The sequence below is a fragment of the Saccharibacillus sacchari DSM 19268 genome (assembly GCF_000585395.1).
GTDB classification, from domain to species: Bacteria; Bacillota; Bacilli; order Paenibacillales; family Paenibacillaceae; genus Saccharibacillus; species Saccharibacillus sacchari.
Genome location: NZ_KK073875.1, coordinates 4,729,178 through 4,746,493, shown reverse-complemented (window position 1 = coordinate 4,746,493; position 17,316 = coordinate 4,729,178). Strand labels below are relative to the sequence as shown.

Here is a 17,316-nt window from a genome sequence, read left to right as displayed (position 1 = left end):
TGCCAACCCTTTTTCCAATAAACTTTTCCAATATTTTGTTCTCCATATTAATGAATAAAAAGGTGAAAAATTCACAAAAGTTCTATGTGGGGAGTTTGGACTTGCCGAATAATTAATCCGTGGATTCTAAGTCTCTCTCTAATATTTTGGCGAATTTCGTCGATAATAAATAAGGTTGGCGCAAGCTCCTGAACGAAAGCGGAGTTTGTGCGTATTTTGGTCGAACAATTATAGACAGGAGAGAGACAAAGAATGAAATTTTCGATCCAGACCAAGTTATTGAGCGGGTTTTTGGGTGTCATCCTGCTGCTCGTATTGGTGAGTTTTATGTCGCTAAGCAATCTGAACGGAATGGGGAATCAAGCCAAAGAAGTTAATGACAAATGGATGCCGAGCGTGACGTTGCTGGGAACAATGAACGGCGACGTATCCGACGTAGAGCGTCTCGTGTTAAATATGATTGTCGAAAACCGTTCCAGCCAGTTCACTTCGATCTTGGAAAGCTATACTGCACTTTTGGAAAAAATCGAGGTAGAGCGAGCGCAATATCAAGCTTTGATCCAAAGTGACGAAGAACAAAAATTATATGACGAATTTTCCGCAAATTACGACGCGTTCATTGCTCAAATGCCGACGTTGATTCAAGCGGCTCAAAACAATCAAATGCAGCAGTCTCAAGAACTTCATCGCGCCGCCTATCCTTCTTGGGAAACAGCCAACAATGCGATCATGACGCTGATCCAATTGGACAATAAAAGAGCTACCGAGATGACTTCCGTAACGGTGGATCGCGCAGCTAGCGCAAGCACAGTGATTATCTCGTTGAGTGCGGTTGCGATCGTATTGGCTGCTCTGATCGCGGTTCTATTGGGTCGTATGATCGCAACGCCTCTGAAGCGCGTTCAGCAAGCCGCGGAACGTATCGCGGAAGGCGATTTGACGGGTGAAGCCATCAAAGTGCGCGGACGCGACGAGATCGGGGCATTGGCCACTTCCTTCAACTCCATGACGCTCAACTTGCGCGAACTGATCGAATCGGTTGCTTCCTCCTCCGAGCTGGTGGCTGCTTCTTCGGAACAATTGACGGCAAGCGCGGAGCAGAACAAGATGGCATCGGAGCAAATCGCCGCTACCGTGCAAGAAACGGCGGCGGGTACGGTCCGTCAGGTCGATATTGCCGAGACGTCTTCGCAAGCCATGCAAGAAATGTCTCTCGGCGCGGAACAGATCGCGGAACGCGCGCAGACCGTTGCGACTTCGGCTGCCGAAGCGGCGCATAAATCCGAAAGCGGTAACCAGGCGATTCGTCAGGCGATCAGCCAGATGGACTCGATCCGCGAATCGGTAACGTCGATGAGCGGCGTCGTGAAAGAGCTGGGTACGCGTTCGGAAGAAATCGGGATGATTACGAGCGATATTACGGCAATCTCGTCCCAAACGAACCTGTTGGCTCTCAACGCAGCCATCGAAGCGGCACGCGCAGGCGAAGCAGGCCGCGGATTTGCAGTAGTAGCAGACGAAGTGCGCAAGCTGGCCGAACAATCGTCCGAATCGGCCAAACGGATCACGGAGCTGGTATCGCTCATCCAAGCCGATACGAGCAGCGCGATCGAAGCAGCGGATGCGAACGACCGCGAAGTTTACAAAGGCATCGAGATGGTATCGGCAGCCGGCGAGGCATTCGAAGATATTCTTGAAGCCGTCGGCAAAGTAGCAGGGGATATTGAAGAAGTTTCGGCTGGAGCGGAAGAGATGTCTGCCAGCACAACCGAGATTCTGCACTACGTGAACCAAAGTTCGACCATTGCCGGCGAAGCATCGTCGGGAATGACGGAAGTATCGGCTGCGACTCAAGAGCAGTTGGCTTCGATGGAAGAGATCGCGTCTTCTTCCTCTTCGTTGTCTGAAACGGCCGAGCAGCTGTATACCAATGTAAACCGCTTTAAGATCTAATCTTAGTTTTGTCGTCTAGTACTCTGTATCACTTAAATTTTAGGGTACAATCGTTTGAGTCGGATTCGGGCGTCCTGGGTGGTAAATCGCCAATTTACAGTCGCCTGTGCGGCATTTCGGTCCGATTGCCAAGCGGCTACACGCGAGATCATATCGGCCTTGGTCTCGACATAATCGGATAATGCTTGTCGGCTTAATACGCCAATTTCGATTTCAGCCATGTTTAACCAACTTCCATGTTTAGGCGTGTAATGAATCTCCAGTTTGCTTGCCAGACGTTTGGCTTCGGCGGGCTCAAACGCTTCATAGAGCGAACCCAAACGATGCGTGTTCAAGTTATCCATGACCAGCACGATTCGCTCTGCATCCGGATAATGGACGTCCACGAGCTCCTGAATACACGCGGCAAAATCGACGCGTTTACGGTGGTCACTCACGCGCACATAGCGCTTGGCTTCAAGTGGGGCAAACATCATGAATAGATTCACAACGCCATTTCGCTCGTATTCATAATCCACTCGCTTTGGCGAACCCGGCGCGGCTGGCGTGGAAGGCCGAATTTCCAAAGTGAGCTGTCGATTCGTTTCGTCTAAACAGATCACCGGACGTTTGAGATCATAGGAACGTCGGTATACATCCAGAACGTCCTCCATGTGAGCCACAAATTCTCCAGAGGCTTCCGGGATGCACCACTGTTTCTTCAGCCAAGGCTTAAGTTGATTTTTTTTAGCATTCGTTGAACAGTCATCGGCGAAATCTCATTAACGATTTCACATTCAACCATTCGATTGGCGAGCAGTCGAACCGACCATTTGCTGTAGCCTTCGGGAGCTTCGCTACAAGCTAGAGCAATCAATTTGGCTTCCGTGTCTCCATCGAACTTGATCTTGCGATTCGTTTGTTTTTCGCGCTCCAACGCGGTTTCAAAGCCTTTTTCGACCAACCGTTTTCGCAAATTTCGAACGGTAGTGACACTCGTATGATAAGCTTCTGCAATTTGGGTATCCGACCAGGAGGGACCCCATTCGCTCTCGTCGGCTTGGAGGAGCATGTGAGCGTGTCTAATTTTGTAACCGGCAACTTTACCGGTTTGGATCAACTGTTCGAGTTGTGTCCGTTCGTCTTGGCTTAATTCAACGACCCATCTTTTTTGCATCGTCAGCACCTCAAATCCGTTTTATTCGATTTATCGGCGTTTAAGATCTCAACTATTAATTTCTTTGGATACGCAGTACTAGGGCGTGTGCGCAAACTTCGAAGGAAGCAGATTTAGATTCACATCGTTAAGTTAGCGCACACGCCCTGAATTGCGTTGACCTTTTTCGATAGGCGGTTAACTTTTTCAGGGTTAATGCAATCACCGTGCATGATTTGCTTTATTCATGAAATGAAGTAACTCGTGTACGGCTTTTTATTGACATAGCCAGGAAACCCATGCTATGATCTTTCAAGTCGGCAATAAACGATTTTGTTCAATATGCCGGGGTGGTGGAATGGCAGACACAGCAGACTTAAAATCTGCCGGGAGTACTCCCGTACCGGTTCGAGTCCGGTCCTCGGCATCTGTAACGCCAGAACGCCGTGCATCTTTTACTTGAAGTAAAAGATGCACGGCGTTTTTTTGTGTTGCACCGGCGGGGGAGATGGTATAATGACTGATAACAAGAAAGTAAGCGCTTAATTTCTTGCTGCTATGCGGTTCGATGGAATGGGGCTGCCTGGCTTACGAATTACATAAACAGGTGGACGGAGGCAGGACATGAATAGTAATAAAGCCACGGAAACGAAGTTAAATGGAATTTCGGCACCAAGCGGGGAGCGGCGAGATCGGATCGTGGATGCGTTGGACAAAGTCACCCGGAGGCTCATGAACTTGCAGCGCCCCGATAATGAAGACGAATTGAGAGCGCTTGATGGGGATGCCGCGCGTCGGGGTTATTTCGCACGGGATTTCGGAATGGATGTCTGGGATTGGCCGCAAGGCATCGGACTTTACGGATTAGCTAAAGTAGGTGCGTATTTTGAGGATGGGCGCTTTTCCGAATATGCCAAGCCATGGATGATGCAGCGGCTGGAAGAAGGACTGCCGAGCCGTAACATCAATACGACAGCACCGCTTTTATCGCTCATGGAACTTCCGGAAGCCGAGGCGCTCAGTTTGGAATGGGCCGAGTGGTTGGCAAGCGGATTGCCGAGGACAGAAGAAGACGGCTATCAGCATGTCACGACAGGGGCCACGGCTGCCGAAGTCACGTTGAATGAAAACGAAATCTGGATCGATACTTTGTTCATGGCTATTTTGTTCACGGCCAGAATGGGGGTTAAATATGACCGTGCAGATTGGCGACAATCTTCGCTGCATCAGCTGCTGCTGCATATCAAATATTTATATGACCGGAAGACCGGGCTGTTCTTCCATGGCTGGAACTTTACCGGACGTCATAACTTCAGCGAAGCCTTTTGGTGTCGCGGCAACGGATGGTTCACGCTGGGACTTCCGGAATATATCGATCTGATGCGTCCCTATCTGGATGAAGGCGTGCTTCTCTACCTCACCCAGACGTTCCGGTCTCAAAGTCAAGCTTTGCTGCAAGTGCAGCATGAAGAGGGGCTTTGGCATACGCTGCTGGACGATTCGACAAGTTATGCCGAAACATCCGGTTCTGCCGCAATCGCAGCAGGCATTCTATTCGGGGTAAGACGCGGTCTGCTGGATGAGCGTTTTGCCGAGGCGGCGATGAAAGCCGTTGAGGCTGTATTGGAGCGAATCGGAGAAGACGGATCGGTGGAAGGGGTATCGGCAGGCACGCCCATCGGGAAGCTGCGCGAGGATTATGCGCAGATTGTCATGGCGCCGATGGCGTATGGTCAGGCGCTGACTATTGCTCTGCTTGGCGAAGCGCTGTACCGAAGTTAAGTGGCTGATTGCCGAAAGCCTATGTTATAATGGCGAAAAATTACGAAAAGAGACGGATGAACGCTGCCGTCTCTTTTCCCCGGTTCGTACTTTACGCCACATAAGCCCGCCATTTGAGATAATATAGAGGATTAGTCGTCATTATTATATCGTGCCAATGATTCAAACGGAGTTGAATCGTTAACGTGCGAGAAGGGAGTCGTCCATTGTCCCGAACATGGTACCGACGGCTATTGCTGTCTTATTTTCCGATTTTTTTGCTTACGGTCACTATTTTGATTTTTGCCTCTTTCGTGTTCGTGAACGATATTTCTCGTCAAGAGACGAAGAAAGCCGACGGCGTCGCTTCTCGTTATCTGGTGGACAACGTGGATCGCGCGGTACAGGAGGCCGAACTATCGGTGCTCGAAGCGGTCGAAGAAACTTCGGCTTACAAAGCTTATTTCAATGAAACCGACGGGGGCCGAACGGCCAACGTCTATGCGATCGCGCGCAGTCTGCGCAGCATGACGGACGCTTCCATGTACATTGAATCCGTGTATCTCTATGATCGAAAAAATGAAAGCGTTTTAACTCAAAGCGGTCGTGCAGACGCTGCCGGCTTTTCTGATGCAGATTGGCTCAAGCAGATCAACTCGGGCAAATTGGCGCCGGGTTGGCAGCCGTTGCGGGAATACATGTCAGGCTTCTCGGCTCAGCCGATTCGGGTGCTTACGATCAACAAGAATATGCCGCTTCCGTTCGGAACGGACGGGATGTTGGTCATTAATCTGAAAATGAGCGCGTTGGAGCGTCTCATCGACAATATGGTCAATGAACAATTGTCGTTTGTCACGATTGCCAATGCGAATGGGGATTTGGTTTATCAAGCCCATGCAGAAGAAGGGAATGGCAAAGCTCTCAACGAGCTGAAGCTGAATCGACTGGGCTGGACCTTCTCCAGCGGGATTCGGGCGGCCAGCTTGTTCGGATGGGTGTCCGTGATCTCTTATCTGTGGGTTGCGATTGCGGTCGGAACGGTGGTCTGCGCGATTCTGTATCTGATCTATGTCACTCGACGCAACTACAAACCCGTGCAGGTGATCATGAATCGAATTGAAGCCTATCAGATTCGTGCCATGGACCAAGGAGAAAAACGTACGGATGAATTAAAGCTAATCGACGGCGTATTGGAGAATCTGATTCACCACACTCAGGATTACGAGCAGAAAAGCCGGGAGAACGAGCTGCTCCAGCGCAGCCGGTTATTTACCGAGCTGCTGCGGGGAGAGCGCACCGAACAGGCCGCCGGCAAACTCGAAACGTTTTCTCCTTTAATCGGAGTTTCTGCGTCTTCGCGTTTCGCCGTTGTCGTCCATGAGATCGAGCGGTACGAGAGCGTCTTTCGCGATCGGTATACCCGAGGGGATCAGAACACTCTAAAATATGCCCTGATGAATGTCTTCCAGGAACTATCCAGAGGGGCAAAGCTTCAGGCTTGGGCCGAATGGGTCGGAAACGACCGGCTTGCGGTTATTTTCCTGGCCGGGGAAGATGACAAGGAGACCACGGAAGAGCTTCGCAGACTTGCTGAAAGCTATAAGGAATGGGTAGCCAGTCATCTTCGATTGTCTCTTTGCTGCGGCATAGGCCCGATCGTGCAGTCAGCCGAGCGTATTCGAGCCTCTTACGAGGCTGCCGAGTCGGTTATGCGGCACAAGCTGCTTCTGAGCGACGACGTCATGCTGGCAGATGCCGAGGATTCCGCGCCTCAATGGCTGGAGACTTATCGATATCTGCAAACGATCGCGGAATTGGTCAAGCAATTCCGGATGTCAAACGGTCAATGGCGGGAGCAGTTGGATCTGTTATTTGCTGAATTTGAGCGGGATTTCGTGAAGGATGAGGCGATTCTTTCGTTGATTCAAGCTTTGCTGCAAATGCTGGGCCGCGAAGTTGCCGTGATGTCCGAAGGATTGGAAGAAGGGTTATCGGGCGCGCAGACGGCCGGGCTTGAGCAGCGTCTTCAAGATGCCGCAACATTAGCCGAGGTCAAAAGTATTCTGGCCGATTACCTAACCGACCTGTTCCGACTGTACGTCTCTGCAAGCGAAACGAAAAGCTACCGGGCGATGGTCAGCGAGATGAAGACCTATATCGAAGAAAACTTTGCCAATCCTGACCTCTCGCTCAAACATCTCAGCGATCGGTTCCAGATCTCGGGAAAATACGCCAGTTATCTGTTCAAGACCGAATTCGATATGAAGTTCGTGGATTTCGTGACCGAACTGCGCATGAAGGAAGCCGAGCGATTGCTGCTGGAGACCGAATGCCCGCTTCAGGATATCGCTCTTCAGGTGGGATACGCCAACGCGATTACGTTCGGTCGGGTGTTCAAAAGGATATCGGGGATTACGCCGGGGGATTATCGCAGGCAGAAAAGGGCTATGATGAATGAAGTGCGTTAATCACGCTCGAAAAGAATACCGCATGCGAAAGCCGCATTGGCCGCTTGTTCTCCCCCAGGGAAAAGCGCTGCAATGCGGCTTTTTCGCGCAAAAAACGTGAATGCGAATTTAGTTCATTGCACGAAAAGAGTTTATCGACATCACGATCCCATACGATGTAAGCGATCTCTTTGTTGATTTTTTTACGAAAAAAGTCGGTTGGACGAAAAAAGTCAGGGCAATAAACCGAAAGGTAGATTTTGGCTGGAAGGCGGTATCCGAAAGAGGTTTATTGCCACTTGGCGTCGTGATATGGAATACTGAGGTCACTCCGAAACGGTCAACGTACAAGCTTGCCGGATGGAGGCCAAAGATTTTCCGATAGTCTGCCATACCACAGAAAAAGGAGATGGGACAATGACACGGAACACGCGTAGAGGGGTCATGAAAAAAGCGATGGGGGCTGCACTCGCCACAGTAATGGGCGTCGCGCTGCTGTCGGGCTGTAGCGGCTCTGCTTCCAATGAAGAAGCGGCATCGGGATCGGCCAGCACAGGTGGAGAACGCGTTACATTAAAGGTAGAAGTGTTCGACCGCGGCAACAGTCCATCGCCGCACACGATCACCAACAACTGGCTGACGCAATATGTACAGAAAGAATTCGGCGATCCGAATAACATCGACGTCGAATTCGTGCCGATCCAGCGTTCGGAAGAAACAACGAAGCTGAACGTACTGATGGCAAGCGCAAGCGATGTACCGGATATCGTATTCGTGTACGACTCCAGCGTGTTCTTCCGTTATGCGCAGCAAGGCGGCTTGACGGACGTCGGCCCGCTCCTTGAAGAGAACGGATCGAATATCAAATCCTACTTGGGCGACGATACATTGAAGTTCGGTCAATTGGAAGGCACGCAGTTCGCGATTCCGGGCAAACGGGCCATCACCGCGCGTTACAACTCCTATATCCGTCAGGACTGGTTGGATAAGCTGGGCATGAAGGCTCCAACCACCACAGACGAGCTGTATGAAACGTTGAAAGCGTTTAAAGAGAAAGATCCGGGCGGCGTAGGATCCAAAGTCATTCCGATGGGGATGGCACTCGCACCTGCTCAATACGAACCGCTAATCTATTCCTTCATCAAGCCTGTTCAAGAAGATCGGACTTACAGCCAACGTTATGAACTGCCTTTGCACGAAGGCTTCAAAGACGCGATGCAGTTCCTGAACAAGCTGTACAATGAAGGACTGATCAGCCAGGACTTCAGCTTGGATGAAGAAAGGGAACAATTGAACAAAGACTTCCAAAACGGCCTGACCGGATTCATGACCGAAGACGTCGGACAAATCTTGTATGCGGACGGCACGTTGGAAAATCTGTACAAAAACCTTCCGGACAGCAAAGTCGTGGCGCTCGATGCGTATACCAACGACAATGCGGACGGCAAACATATCAAATCCCGTTACGGAACGAACGGTCTATACATCATGATTCCGAAAAGCAGCAAACGCTCGGCCGAAGCCGTCAAGTACCTGGATTGGATGACATCCGGAGATAATCTGCTCACCATGTCCAACGGCGTTGAAGGCGAGAACTATGATATGGTCGACGGCATTCCGGTAATCAAGGAAGATGCGGCACAAGACGTTAAAGACCGCGTATACAATGCCGGAGACATGGCGATCATGGCGAACGGCAAAGTGATCGGCGATCAGGAAATGAACGAGAAAGCATGGATCGCCGGTTTCCCGAAAAACAATCAGCAACTGATGAGAGAATCGATCGACGTCGCGAACGCGGACACGGTAGGCCCGATCATCTTCGACCGTCCGATCGAAGCCGAATCGAAATACGGCACGGCGCTGAACGATAAACTCAAAATCATCATCGTGCAGTCGGCCATGGCGAAACCGGATCAGTTCGAAGCCGTGTACGAACGCGAAATGAACGACTACATGAACATCGGCGGCTCCGCGCTCAAAGAAGAACTGGAACAAGCGCTGCAAGCTCAAAACTAAGCCATAAACAGAAAGGATCGGGGCAAACGCCAGACGATGAGCAGTTTGCCCCGGTTTCATTTTCAGACCGGATCGAAGCCTTCTTCATGCAGGCGACGACGTCCGATCTGTCCGCGAGGAGGAGACCGACTTGACTTTGACCAAAGCGACTCAAGCAACCAAAACGGGAGATTTCGGCAAAAGAAAGTCTTATATCAAACGCTACTGGCAGCTTTACGCGCTTCTCTCGCTGCCGATTGCCTACTTCCTGATTTTCCGCTACGGCCCAATGTACGGGGTACAGATTGCGTTCAAAGACTTTAACTTGTTCCAAGGCATCAACGGCAGCGAATGGATCGGTCTCGAGGCGTTCCGCGAAGTGTTTGCCATGAACGATTTTTATATTACGCTGCGCAATACTTTTATGCTGAATTTTCTTGATCTGCTTGTCTCGTTCCCGGCTCCGATCATTCTGGCGATCATGTTGTACGAGATCCGGAATGCCTGGTTCAAAAAAATCTCGCAGACCCTGCTCTACATTCCTCACTTCATCTCCTGGGTCATCATCGGCGGGATCGTGTATCAATTGTTCGGTACCCAATCGGGGATGGTCAATACGGTCCTGCAAGCGATGGGCATGGACGCGATTCCTTTCCTGACCGACAAAAACTCATGGTTGATCACGTATCTGTTCACGGGCGTGTGGCAAAGCGCGGGCTGGGGAACGATTCTGTACCTGGCAGCTTTGACGGGCGTCAACAGGGAGTTGTTCGAGGCTGCGGACGTCGACGGGGCGTCGCGGATGAAGAAAATCTGGCATATCACATTGCCGAGCATCAAGCCGACAATCATCACGCTTCTGATCCTCAATCTCGGCAAAATGGTGAGTATCGGCTTCGATCGTCCTTACATCATCGGTAATACGGCCGTGCGCGAATACTCGGACGTACTCAGTACCTTCGTGTACCGGATCGGTTTGGAGGCAGGGCAATACACGCTGGCAACCGTTGTCGGATTGTTCCAGGCGGTCGTCGGTCTCGTGTTCATTCTGGGCTCCAATTATATTTCGAAAAAAGTGACGGGAGACGGCATCTTGTAACGTGAATGCCTCTCGCCGTCTGCCATATCATCCATTTTTGAACCAGGGAAAGGAGAGACTCCGAGATGAGCGCACGCACCTCTAACCGGATTTTCGATATCGTCAATATTACGTTCGTGTCCCTGTTTGTCCTCTTCTGTTTGCTGCCTTTCGTGCATATGATCGCGGTATCGCTCAGCTCCAACCGGGCGATTACTTCAGGCGAAGTGACCTTGTTCCCTGTTGAATTGAACTGGAGCGCCTATACTCAGGTCTTTTCTGACCACTCGATGCTGACTTCGCTCGGCTTCACGGTCATTCTGACGTTGGCGACGACGCTGCTCTGCATGTTGTTCACGATCGCGGCCGCTTATCCGCTGACCAAAGGCAATCTCAAAGGCCGCAAATTCTTCATGTACCTGATCGTCATCACGATGTTCTTCAGCGGCGGGATCATTCCTGAATACCTGCTGATCCGCGACCTGCATATGATCAATACGGTATGGGCGCTGATCCTGCCAGGCTTGGTCAGTCCGTTCAACTTGATTATCCTGATTACGTTTTTCAAAAATATTCCGCCGAGCCTGGAAGAATCTGCGGAGATCGACGGCAGTTCGTACATGCACACCCTGCTCAAAATCGTGCTTCCGCTGTCGCTGCCGGTTATGGCGACGCTGGCGCTCTTTTACGCGGTGGGACGCTGGAACGGTTTCCAGGATGCGCTCATGTATATCAACGACCCGCAAATCTATCCGCTTCAGCTTAAATTATTCCAGATGGTACAAAATAACATGGTAACCGAGCTGACCCAGATGGAAGGCGCAAACCGCACGGCATTGACGCCTGAAGCGTTGAAAGCCGCCACCGTCATTTTCGCAACTGTACCGATTCTGCTTGTGTATCCGTGGTTGCAAAAGTATTTTGTAAGCGGCGTCATGCTGGGAGCGGTCAAAGGTTGATCGCGCCGCTGCCGTCGTCGGCATGATCGCCAGCGGCAAAACGGACAGGAAAGGAGAGCTGCCGGATGAAAGAAAGTCTTCTGCACGACAAAGGCGAATATTCTTTCTCGACCTGCTGGAATATTCGTCGGCAGTCCGGCGGACGGGCGATGATCGAAGAAATTGCCGAACTTGGTTTCCGCCGCGTGGAGCTGAATTATAACGTGACCACGGAGATGCTGAAGGAGATCGAGCCGATGATCGAACGCGGCGAGATCGGCATCTCCAGCGTGCATAATACGTTTCCCCATACGCCCGATCCGGATTACGGTACGGACTCCGTGCTGCTCGGATTCGAGGACGAAGCACGTCGGCGCAAAGCGGTGGAGCTGCTGGTACGTTCGGCCGAATATGCGCATCGCTACGGAGCGGAAGCGGTCGTGGTGCATCCCGGAGAAGTTCCGATCCCCCACGCCGACGTGAAGCATTTGGAGAAGCTGTATCATGAAGAAGGCCGTGAGTCTGATGTTTACCGCAAAGCTTGGGCTTCGTTTATCGAGCGTCGGGAAAGCGAAGCAGACGGCTACGTCAAACGTATCATTTCCAGTTTGGATGAGGTCAGTAATCTCGCCGCATCCAAAGGACTGAACGTGCGCTTCGGCATCGAAACCCGTTCGCGCCCGAACCAGATGCCGACGCTGGCGGAAGCGAAAACGATCATCGATGCGTTAAAAGGCGCGCCTGTAGGCATCTGGTACGACACCGGACATGCCATCATGATGGATCGGCTCGGCTTGTACGACAGCGTGGGCGAGATGGAAGGCTTAATGGATCATATCGTCGGCGTACATATTCATGAGACGATCGGACTGTCCGACCACTGGTGCCCGTACGTGCACAGCGGCGATCCGAATTTTTACGACGCGTACCTGCCGATGATCGAACGCGCCGGAGTCAAAGTGTACGAGCTGAAAGCCGCCTGCGAGCCGGAGCAAATTCACGAAAGCCATCGGCTGTTGCTGGAGAAGCTTGCGGCAAGAAAACAGACGGGATAAAGATCGGGGGACAACGAAATGCTATACGAGCGGCTGGTGCAAAAAAATGATGAAGCCGTGCGCAAAGGACTTCCGAGGCAGATCTTGGAGCGGGAGAGTCGATATTACGGGGGAACCGTCGATCCTTCGACGGGAATCGCTTGGGTCAATCATACTTCGGGAACGCCGACGGATATGTGCAATTGGGGAACGGCGCTGGTCAATCCGGATTCCGCGTTTTATCAGGATAAGGAACTGCTGGAACGACTGCTGCTGGCTTCGGAATTCGTGCTTCGGAATCAGCATGCCGACGGTTCGATTTCGCCGGGCTGGACGAATTACCATTCCCCGCCGGATACGGCCTTCGTGGTCGTCGGGTATTCGCAGTTATATGAGCTATTGGACCGATCCGGCTGGGAGCCGCTTCGGCCCGTATTGGAAAATATGCGATTGTTCTTGGAGCGTACGCTTCCGGCACTCGTGACGGGCGGCTGCCATACCCCGAACCATCGGTGGGTATTGTGCGCGGCATTGGGCTGTCTGCACAAGCTCTTCGGCGGGGAGGCTTTGCTGATGCGCGCCGACGAATGGCTGGCCGAAGGGATGGACATTACGCCGGACGGCGAATGGACGGAGCGCAGCAACGGGATTTATAGCGCGGTGAGCGATATCATGTTGATCTATGCGGCGCGTCTGCTGGATCGGCCGGAGCTGTTGGAACCTGTACGGCTTAATCTGCGCATGATGGTTTATCTGGTGCATCCGTCCGGCGAGATCGTGACCGATTATTCTGGGCGGCAGGATTTAGGACATTTTCACAACCTGTCTCCGTATTATTTGCCGTATGCCATGTTGGCGCTGCAAGATGGAGATCCGCTGCTTGCAGGCATGGCCGAACTGGCGGGACAAGCATTGGAAGATCCGGGCGTCGCTTCGGTCAATGTGCTGGTGCGAATGCTGCTGGAGCCGGAGCTTCGCGGACCGTTTGCGCCGGACGATACATCCGCGGCCAATGCCGTGCCGATGAAATACGAGAAAGTGTTAAACGGCGAATTCCTGCGCGACGGTTATCTGGGGCAGATGGAGGCGGCAGGCCATCACGGGCGCATCTTCCATAGTCGGCTGCATACCGATTTCGGGGCTCCCGTAGCCCGGATTCGCGACGGCAATACTAGTGTCACCCTGATGACCGAGACGCCGTCTTTCTTCGCGCTGCGTCACGGATCAACCCGGCTGCTGGCGGTGCAGGCTTCTTCGTATTTCTCGCCTGGATATGTGCCGATGCAGGACATGAAGACGCTTGAGGGTGGAGGTTACGTGCTGTCCGGCGAGCAAAAGAAAGGCTACTACGGCCCTGTGAAAACGGAGCTGCTGCCCGCATCCTCAGCTACGCCGATCAGTCCCTGGTATCTGCTGCCGCATCAATCGCGTGAATTGACGCATGAGCAGACGTTCGGCGTGCGGATCGAAGCCGTACCGTCGGAGGATGGCCAGACCTGGACATTGCACGTCGCGGCTCAAGAGCCGGCAGATGTCATGACGCAACTCTCGTTCGTGTTCGGCTCCGAGGGCGAGATTACCTCCGGCGAACTGCTGGAAGCCGGACCGGACCGCTGGATCTGGAGCGACGGCACGCTTCGTTATGAATGCGGCGGTGACTGGATCGAACTGGAGGGAGCGGAACTCGCCCACCGATCTACATCCGTCCGCGAAGCCAATCTGCCAAGCTCCTGCAAAGTCGTCCTGCTAAACCTGCTAACGCCGTTCGACAAAACCGTCACCATCCGTCTTTCTCCGAAGGCTTGAGCCGAAAAGCCTGATAAGATAAGATCCGATCCTATACGAACGAAATCAAACGACCACACGTTGCGAGTAACGAATTTAGTAGCTTGGCCTACCTTACTTTTAACTTGGTCAAGGTACTATCGCATGTAAGCAAACTCAGCTCAATTTTCTTCCGTTGGAGTTTGCATATATGCCTTAATCACCTTGCAAAATGTGGTCGTTTTGATCACTTTTCGCCTATAAAAAGCTACGAATTCCAATCGATGTTGACTTTTTGCACACATTTTCCGATAAAAAGAGCCCTTTGAACCTTTTTAAAAAGAAAATCTGCACAAAACGTCAACATTTTTTCGAAATTGCACTATTCACCGAGAAAATACTGACTTTTCGTCACAATTTTCTCGGTTTTGCATGTAATTTTTTATTCTTTTGTGTAATAAGACCCAAACTGGATACCGCCATTACATCTCCTTTTCTCTGTTGTCTTCTTTCTTATCCTTCACGAAGCTAGATGCGAATTTCTCCCGCAGCCGCCCAGCTTCCCCCTCCTTTTATCCGCCTCGCCGATACTGATAAGGCGTCGTCCCGTATCTCTCCTTGAACAATTTAATAAAATACTGCGGCTTCCGGTATCCAACCATTCGCGCAATATCCACCACATGCAGCGTCGAGTTTTCAAGCAGCCGTGCCGAGCGTTCCAAGCGCATGCCCAGAATATGAGTCGACAGGTTTTCGCTCGTTTCCTGTTTGTACAAACGCGAGAGGTACACGGGATGCAGATGCACAATTCGTCCCAAGTCTTCCAGGCTCAGCGGTTCGCCCAGGTGGTCGGCAATATACGCTTGAATCACGCGAACTACGTTTTGCGGGGACACTTTAGGCTCCGGCTGATCGTATTTGCTTGGGTCATGTTCCTGTAAATGCTTGGTCGCCTGCGTCATTGCGGTCTCCATATCGCGCTGGTCCACCGGCTTCAGCAAATAATCCAGCGCGCCGAAACGAATCGCCTTTTGCGCGTAATCGAACTGCGAATAGCCGGACAGGAAAATCACTTTCGTATGTAGTCGGCTCTCATAGATATGTTCCAGTAAATCAAGTCCCGAAATCTCCGGCATGCGGATATCGCTGATCACCAGATTGAAACGGCCGCTGTCGATCAGAGCACGCGCTTCGGCAGGGTTGGTCGTCGTTTCCACATGCTCCATCCCGAACTTTTTCCAATCCAGCAGATGCTTCAGGTATTCCACGACATACTGCCCGTCATCCACGATCAATAACTCCATAGTTTCCTCCTTCTTGAGCGGCGAATTCGATGCGTACGGACACCGAAAGCCCTCCCCATTCGTTGACGGCAAACTCCAGGTTTCCCGCGTCTCCATAAGCATTTTTGAGTCTCTTTTCAATATTCCAAAGTCCGACGCCTCCGCTTCCCGATGGTGGTTCGGCGTTTGCCACGTCTTGTTTGAGCTGATGCAATTCTTCCGCAGTCAGGCCGCGTCCGTCGTTGGCTACCGTAATGACGGCTCCCGTATCGGCAGGTTCGACGACAATCGATACCCGGTGCGCACCTTGACGTTCCTCGATCCCGTGCAAAATGGCGTTTTCCACGATCGGTTGGATAATCAGCGGCATGATCGGTTGTTTTTTGAGCAAATCAGGCAGTATGATCTCGTATTCCATCGTTTTGCACAGCGCCATGATGCCTAGGTAATGATCCGCCAGTTCAAGTTCCGTTTCCAGCGTGATACTTTCCGAGCCGAGCCGGGTCAGATAACGGTAATATTCGGCCAGATGCTTGCTCATGCGAATAACCGCTTCCGGCGAGCTGCGGGCCATCGACATGATGAAAAATAGGCTGTTGTATAAAAAGTGAGGATTGATCTGTGCTTGAAGCTGCTTCATTTCCGCGCTGCGCCTGAGATCGGTCTCTGTCTTGAGCGATTCGAGCAGACTTTCGGTACGCGCCACCATATGATCGAAGCCGCCGAACAGCGTGCCAAATTCCGTGCTGGCCGCACCGGGGATACTGCCGATTCGTACGCCGTAGTCGCCTCGTTCGACCTGACGGAACCGATTCCGCAGAAGCTGAACATTCCGATAAAAGTTACGGTAAAAGATGCCGATCACGATCAATCCGATCAGCAGCACCGCCATGATACTTCCGACAAACATTTGCCGATTGCGGTTAAGCGGCTCCAATAGATCGCTGGTGCGCGTGTAGGTGACGAGATACGTATCGATCGGTTCGATATACTTGGACAAAACGAAATAATCTTCGCGGCCCGAGGCATAGTCGAATTTGAGAATCTCCTTCGGGTCGGGAGCAACGGTCTCGCGCGCTTGATTCGCTATGCCTTCCACTAAGGGGCCATTGCTGATCGTAGGCCCGTCTCCAACCAGGAAAAAAGCTTCGGAACCGCCTTCATTGAACGACTTTTTCAGCACATTGCGCAGATAGTCCATTTTCAGTTTGACGCCGACCACGTATTGAATCTCATCGGGCGTGCGAGGTTCGCGTATGTAAGGATATAACGAGAAATAGTAGAGGTTCCCATTGACCATTTGCCAGCCGCGCTTCTCTACCGATCCGTAAATCTCGTAGGCGAGAGGGTCTTGTCTGGTGGCAATCATCGCATGTTCTTGTTTCCAATACACGGCAAGCGATTCAATCGACTGGTTGGAAAGCAGGGCATTGTCCATACGTTCCACCAAAGCGTTTTTTTTCATCTGGGCGTTATAGCTGTCCAATTCGCGAATCTGTTGACGGTAAAAGCGCACGGAGCTGTCGGCGGTATACTGAATGCCGTACATGCTCGCTTCATACAACATATCGTCGACGACACTTTCCGCGTAGCTGACCTGGTTTTTGGCGTTAGAGACCAGACTTTGCTGAATGGTGCGGGAATCCAACGTGTTCATCACGAAAAACAAACTCAACGTCAGCAGCAGAAAAAATACGAAAAAATAAATAAATCGCTTCATATCGACCTTTTGCATCTTGTTCACTTCCCAACGGCAATCCATTCGTAAGTTCTGTATGTGGAGCCTGATTCTATCATAAAGGGCAGCGGGCAAAATAAAAAGAAAATTTGTAAGCGCTTTTAAAAAGGTTGAGAATGGGGCTACGATGTTGAAATTGGGACATTTTTTACGGAGATACTCTTTGTTAGCCTAAAAAGGACAGAAG

The 17,316-nt window shown here is 51.5% G+C and carries 11 protein-coding genes and 1 tRNA gene; 9 read left to right on the top strand and 3 right to left on the bottom strand.

Going from position 1 to position 17,316, the window contains the following annotated elements:
* The first annotated feature begins 252 nt into the window (after window positions 1–252).
* Window positions 253–1,953: a methyl-accepting chemotaxis protein gene (locus tag SACSAC_RS20565; protein ID WP_037289798.1), complete on the top strand. Its 1,701-nt coding sequence runs from the start codon at window positions 253–255 to the stop codon at window positions 1,951–1,953.
* A gap of 32 nt (window positions 1,954–1,985) precedes the next feature.
* Here SACSAC_RS20565 and SACSAC_RS27795 read toward each other — a convergent pair.
* A protein-coding gene (locus SACSAC_RS27795) for an IS630 family transposase (protein ID WP_156951053.1) occupies window positions 1,986–3,109 on the bottom strand; the annotation gives its coding sequence in 2 pieces (ribosomal slippage) (window positions 1,986–2,686 and window positions 2,686–3,109; 1,125 coding nt in all).
* Window positions 3,110–3,432: 323 nt separating this feature from the next.
* Between SACSAC_RS27795 and SACSAC_RS20550 the strand changes: the two genes are divergently transcribed.
* From SACSAC_RS20550 to SACSAC_RS20515, 8 genes are all read left to right on the top strand, one after another.
* Window positions 3,433–3,515: transfer RNA gene (locus tag SACSAC_RS20550), tRNA-Leu, on the top strand.
* 197 nt (window positions 3,516–3,712) lie between these two features.
* Entirely contained in the window at window positions 3,713–4,870 is a 1,158-nt protein-coding gene (locus SACSAC_RS20545) for a glycoside hydrolase family 88/105 protein (protein WP_084778243.1), read from the top strand.
* A gap of 206 nt (window positions 4,871–5,076) precedes the next feature.
* Window positions 5,077–7,317 (top strand): helix-turn-helix domain-containing protein, encoded by a 2,241-nt coding sequence (locus tag SACSAC_RS20540; protein WP_037289789.1) that lies wholly within the window; start codon window positions 5,077–5,079, stop codon window positions 7,315–7,317.
* Window positions 7,318–7,713: 396 nt separating this feature from the next.
* On the top strand, window positions 7,714–9,315 hold the full coding sequence (locus SACSAC_RS20535; protein WP_037289786.1) for an extracellular solute-binding protein: 1,602 nt from the start codon (window positions 7,714–7,716) through the stop codon (window positions 9,313–9,315).
* A 136-nt stretch (window positions 9,316–9,451) separates the two neighbouring features.
* The gene (locus SACSAC_RS20530; RefSeq protein WP_051507550.1) at window positions 9,452–10,393 is read left to right on the top strand and encodes an ABC transporter permease; all 942 of its coding nucleotides are present in this window, start codon (window positions 9,452–9,454) and stop codon (window positions 10,391–10,393) included.
* A gap of 65 nt (window positions 10,394–10,458) precedes the next feature.
* The gene (locus SACSAC_RS20525) at window positions 10,459–11,331 is read left to right on the top strand and encodes a carbohydrate ABC transporter permease (protein WP_037289784.1); all 873 of its coding nucleotides are present in this window, start codon (window positions 10,459–10,461) and stop codon (window positions 11,329–11,331) included.
* 65 nt (window positions 11,332–11,396) lie between these two features.
* Window positions 11,397–12,365, top strand: a complete 969-nt coding sequence (locus SACSAC_RS20520; protein ID WP_037289782.1) for a sugar phosphate isomerase/epimerase family protein — start codon at window positions 11,397–11,399, stop codon at window positions 12,363–12,365.
* Between the two features lie 18 nt (window positions 12,366–12,383).
* Entirely contained in the window at window positions 12,384–14,150 is a 1,767-nt protein-coding gene (locus tag SACSAC_RS20515) for a prenyltransferase/squalene oxidase repeat-containing protein (protein ID WP_037289779.1), read from the top strand.
* A gap of 530 nt (window positions 14,151–14,680) precedes the next feature.
* Here SACSAC_RS20515 and SACSAC_RS20510 read toward each other — a convergent pair.
* Together SACSAC_RS20510 and SACSAC_RS20505 are read right to left on the bottom strand one after the other, a co-directional pair.
* Window positions 14,681–15,412 carry a response regulator transcription factor gene (locus tag SACSAC_RS20510; protein WP_037289777.1) on the bottom strand — a complete coding sequence of 244 codons (732 nt, stop codon included), beginning with the start codon at window positions 15,410–15,412 and terminating at the stop codon, window positions 14,681–14,683.
* Window positions 15,390–17,126: a sensor histidine kinase gene (locus SACSAC_RS20505; RefSeq protein WP_037293392.1), complete on the bottom strand. Its 1,737-nt coding sequence runs from the start codon at window positions 17,124–17,126 to the stop codon at window positions 15,390–15,392. The genes SACSAC_RS20510 and SACSAC_RS20505 overlap by 23 nt, the downstream gene beginning before the upstream one ends.
* Between the last annotated feature and the right edge of the window lie 190 nt (window positions 17,127–17,316).

Coding starts and splice junctions, on each gene's coding strand:
- SACSAC_RS20535 (WP_037289786.1), top strand. CDS start 7,714: ATGACACGGAACACGCGTAGAGGGGTCATGAAAAAAGCGATGGGGGCT.
- SACSAC_RS20505 (WP_037293392.1), bottom strand. CDS start 17,126: ATGCAAAAGGTCGATATGAAGCGATTTATTTATTTTTTCGTATTTTTT.
- SACSAC_RS20510 (WP_037289777.1), bottom strand. CDS start 15,412: ATGGAGTTATTGATCGTGGATGACGGGCAGTATGTCGTGGAATACCTG.
- SACSAC_RS20545 (WP_084778243.1), top strand. CDS start 3,713: ATGAATAGTAATAAAGCCACGGAAACGAAGTTAAATGGAATTTCGGCA.
- SACSAC_RS20525 (WP_037289784.1), top strand. CDS start 10,459: ATGAGCGCACGCACCTCTAACCGGATTTTCGATATCGTCAATATTACG.
- SACSAC_RS20520 (WP_037289782.1), top strand. CDS start 11,397: ATGAAAGAAAGTCTTCTGCACGACAAAGGCGAATATTCTTTCTCGACC.
- SACSAC_RS20565 (WP_037289798.1), top strand. CDS start 253: ATGAAATTTTCGATCCAGACCAAGTTATTGAGCGGGTTTTTGGGTGTC.
- SACSAC_RS20515 (WP_037289779.1), top strand. CDS start 12,384: ATGCTATACGAGCGGCTGGTGCAAAAAAATGATGAAGCCGTGCGCAAA.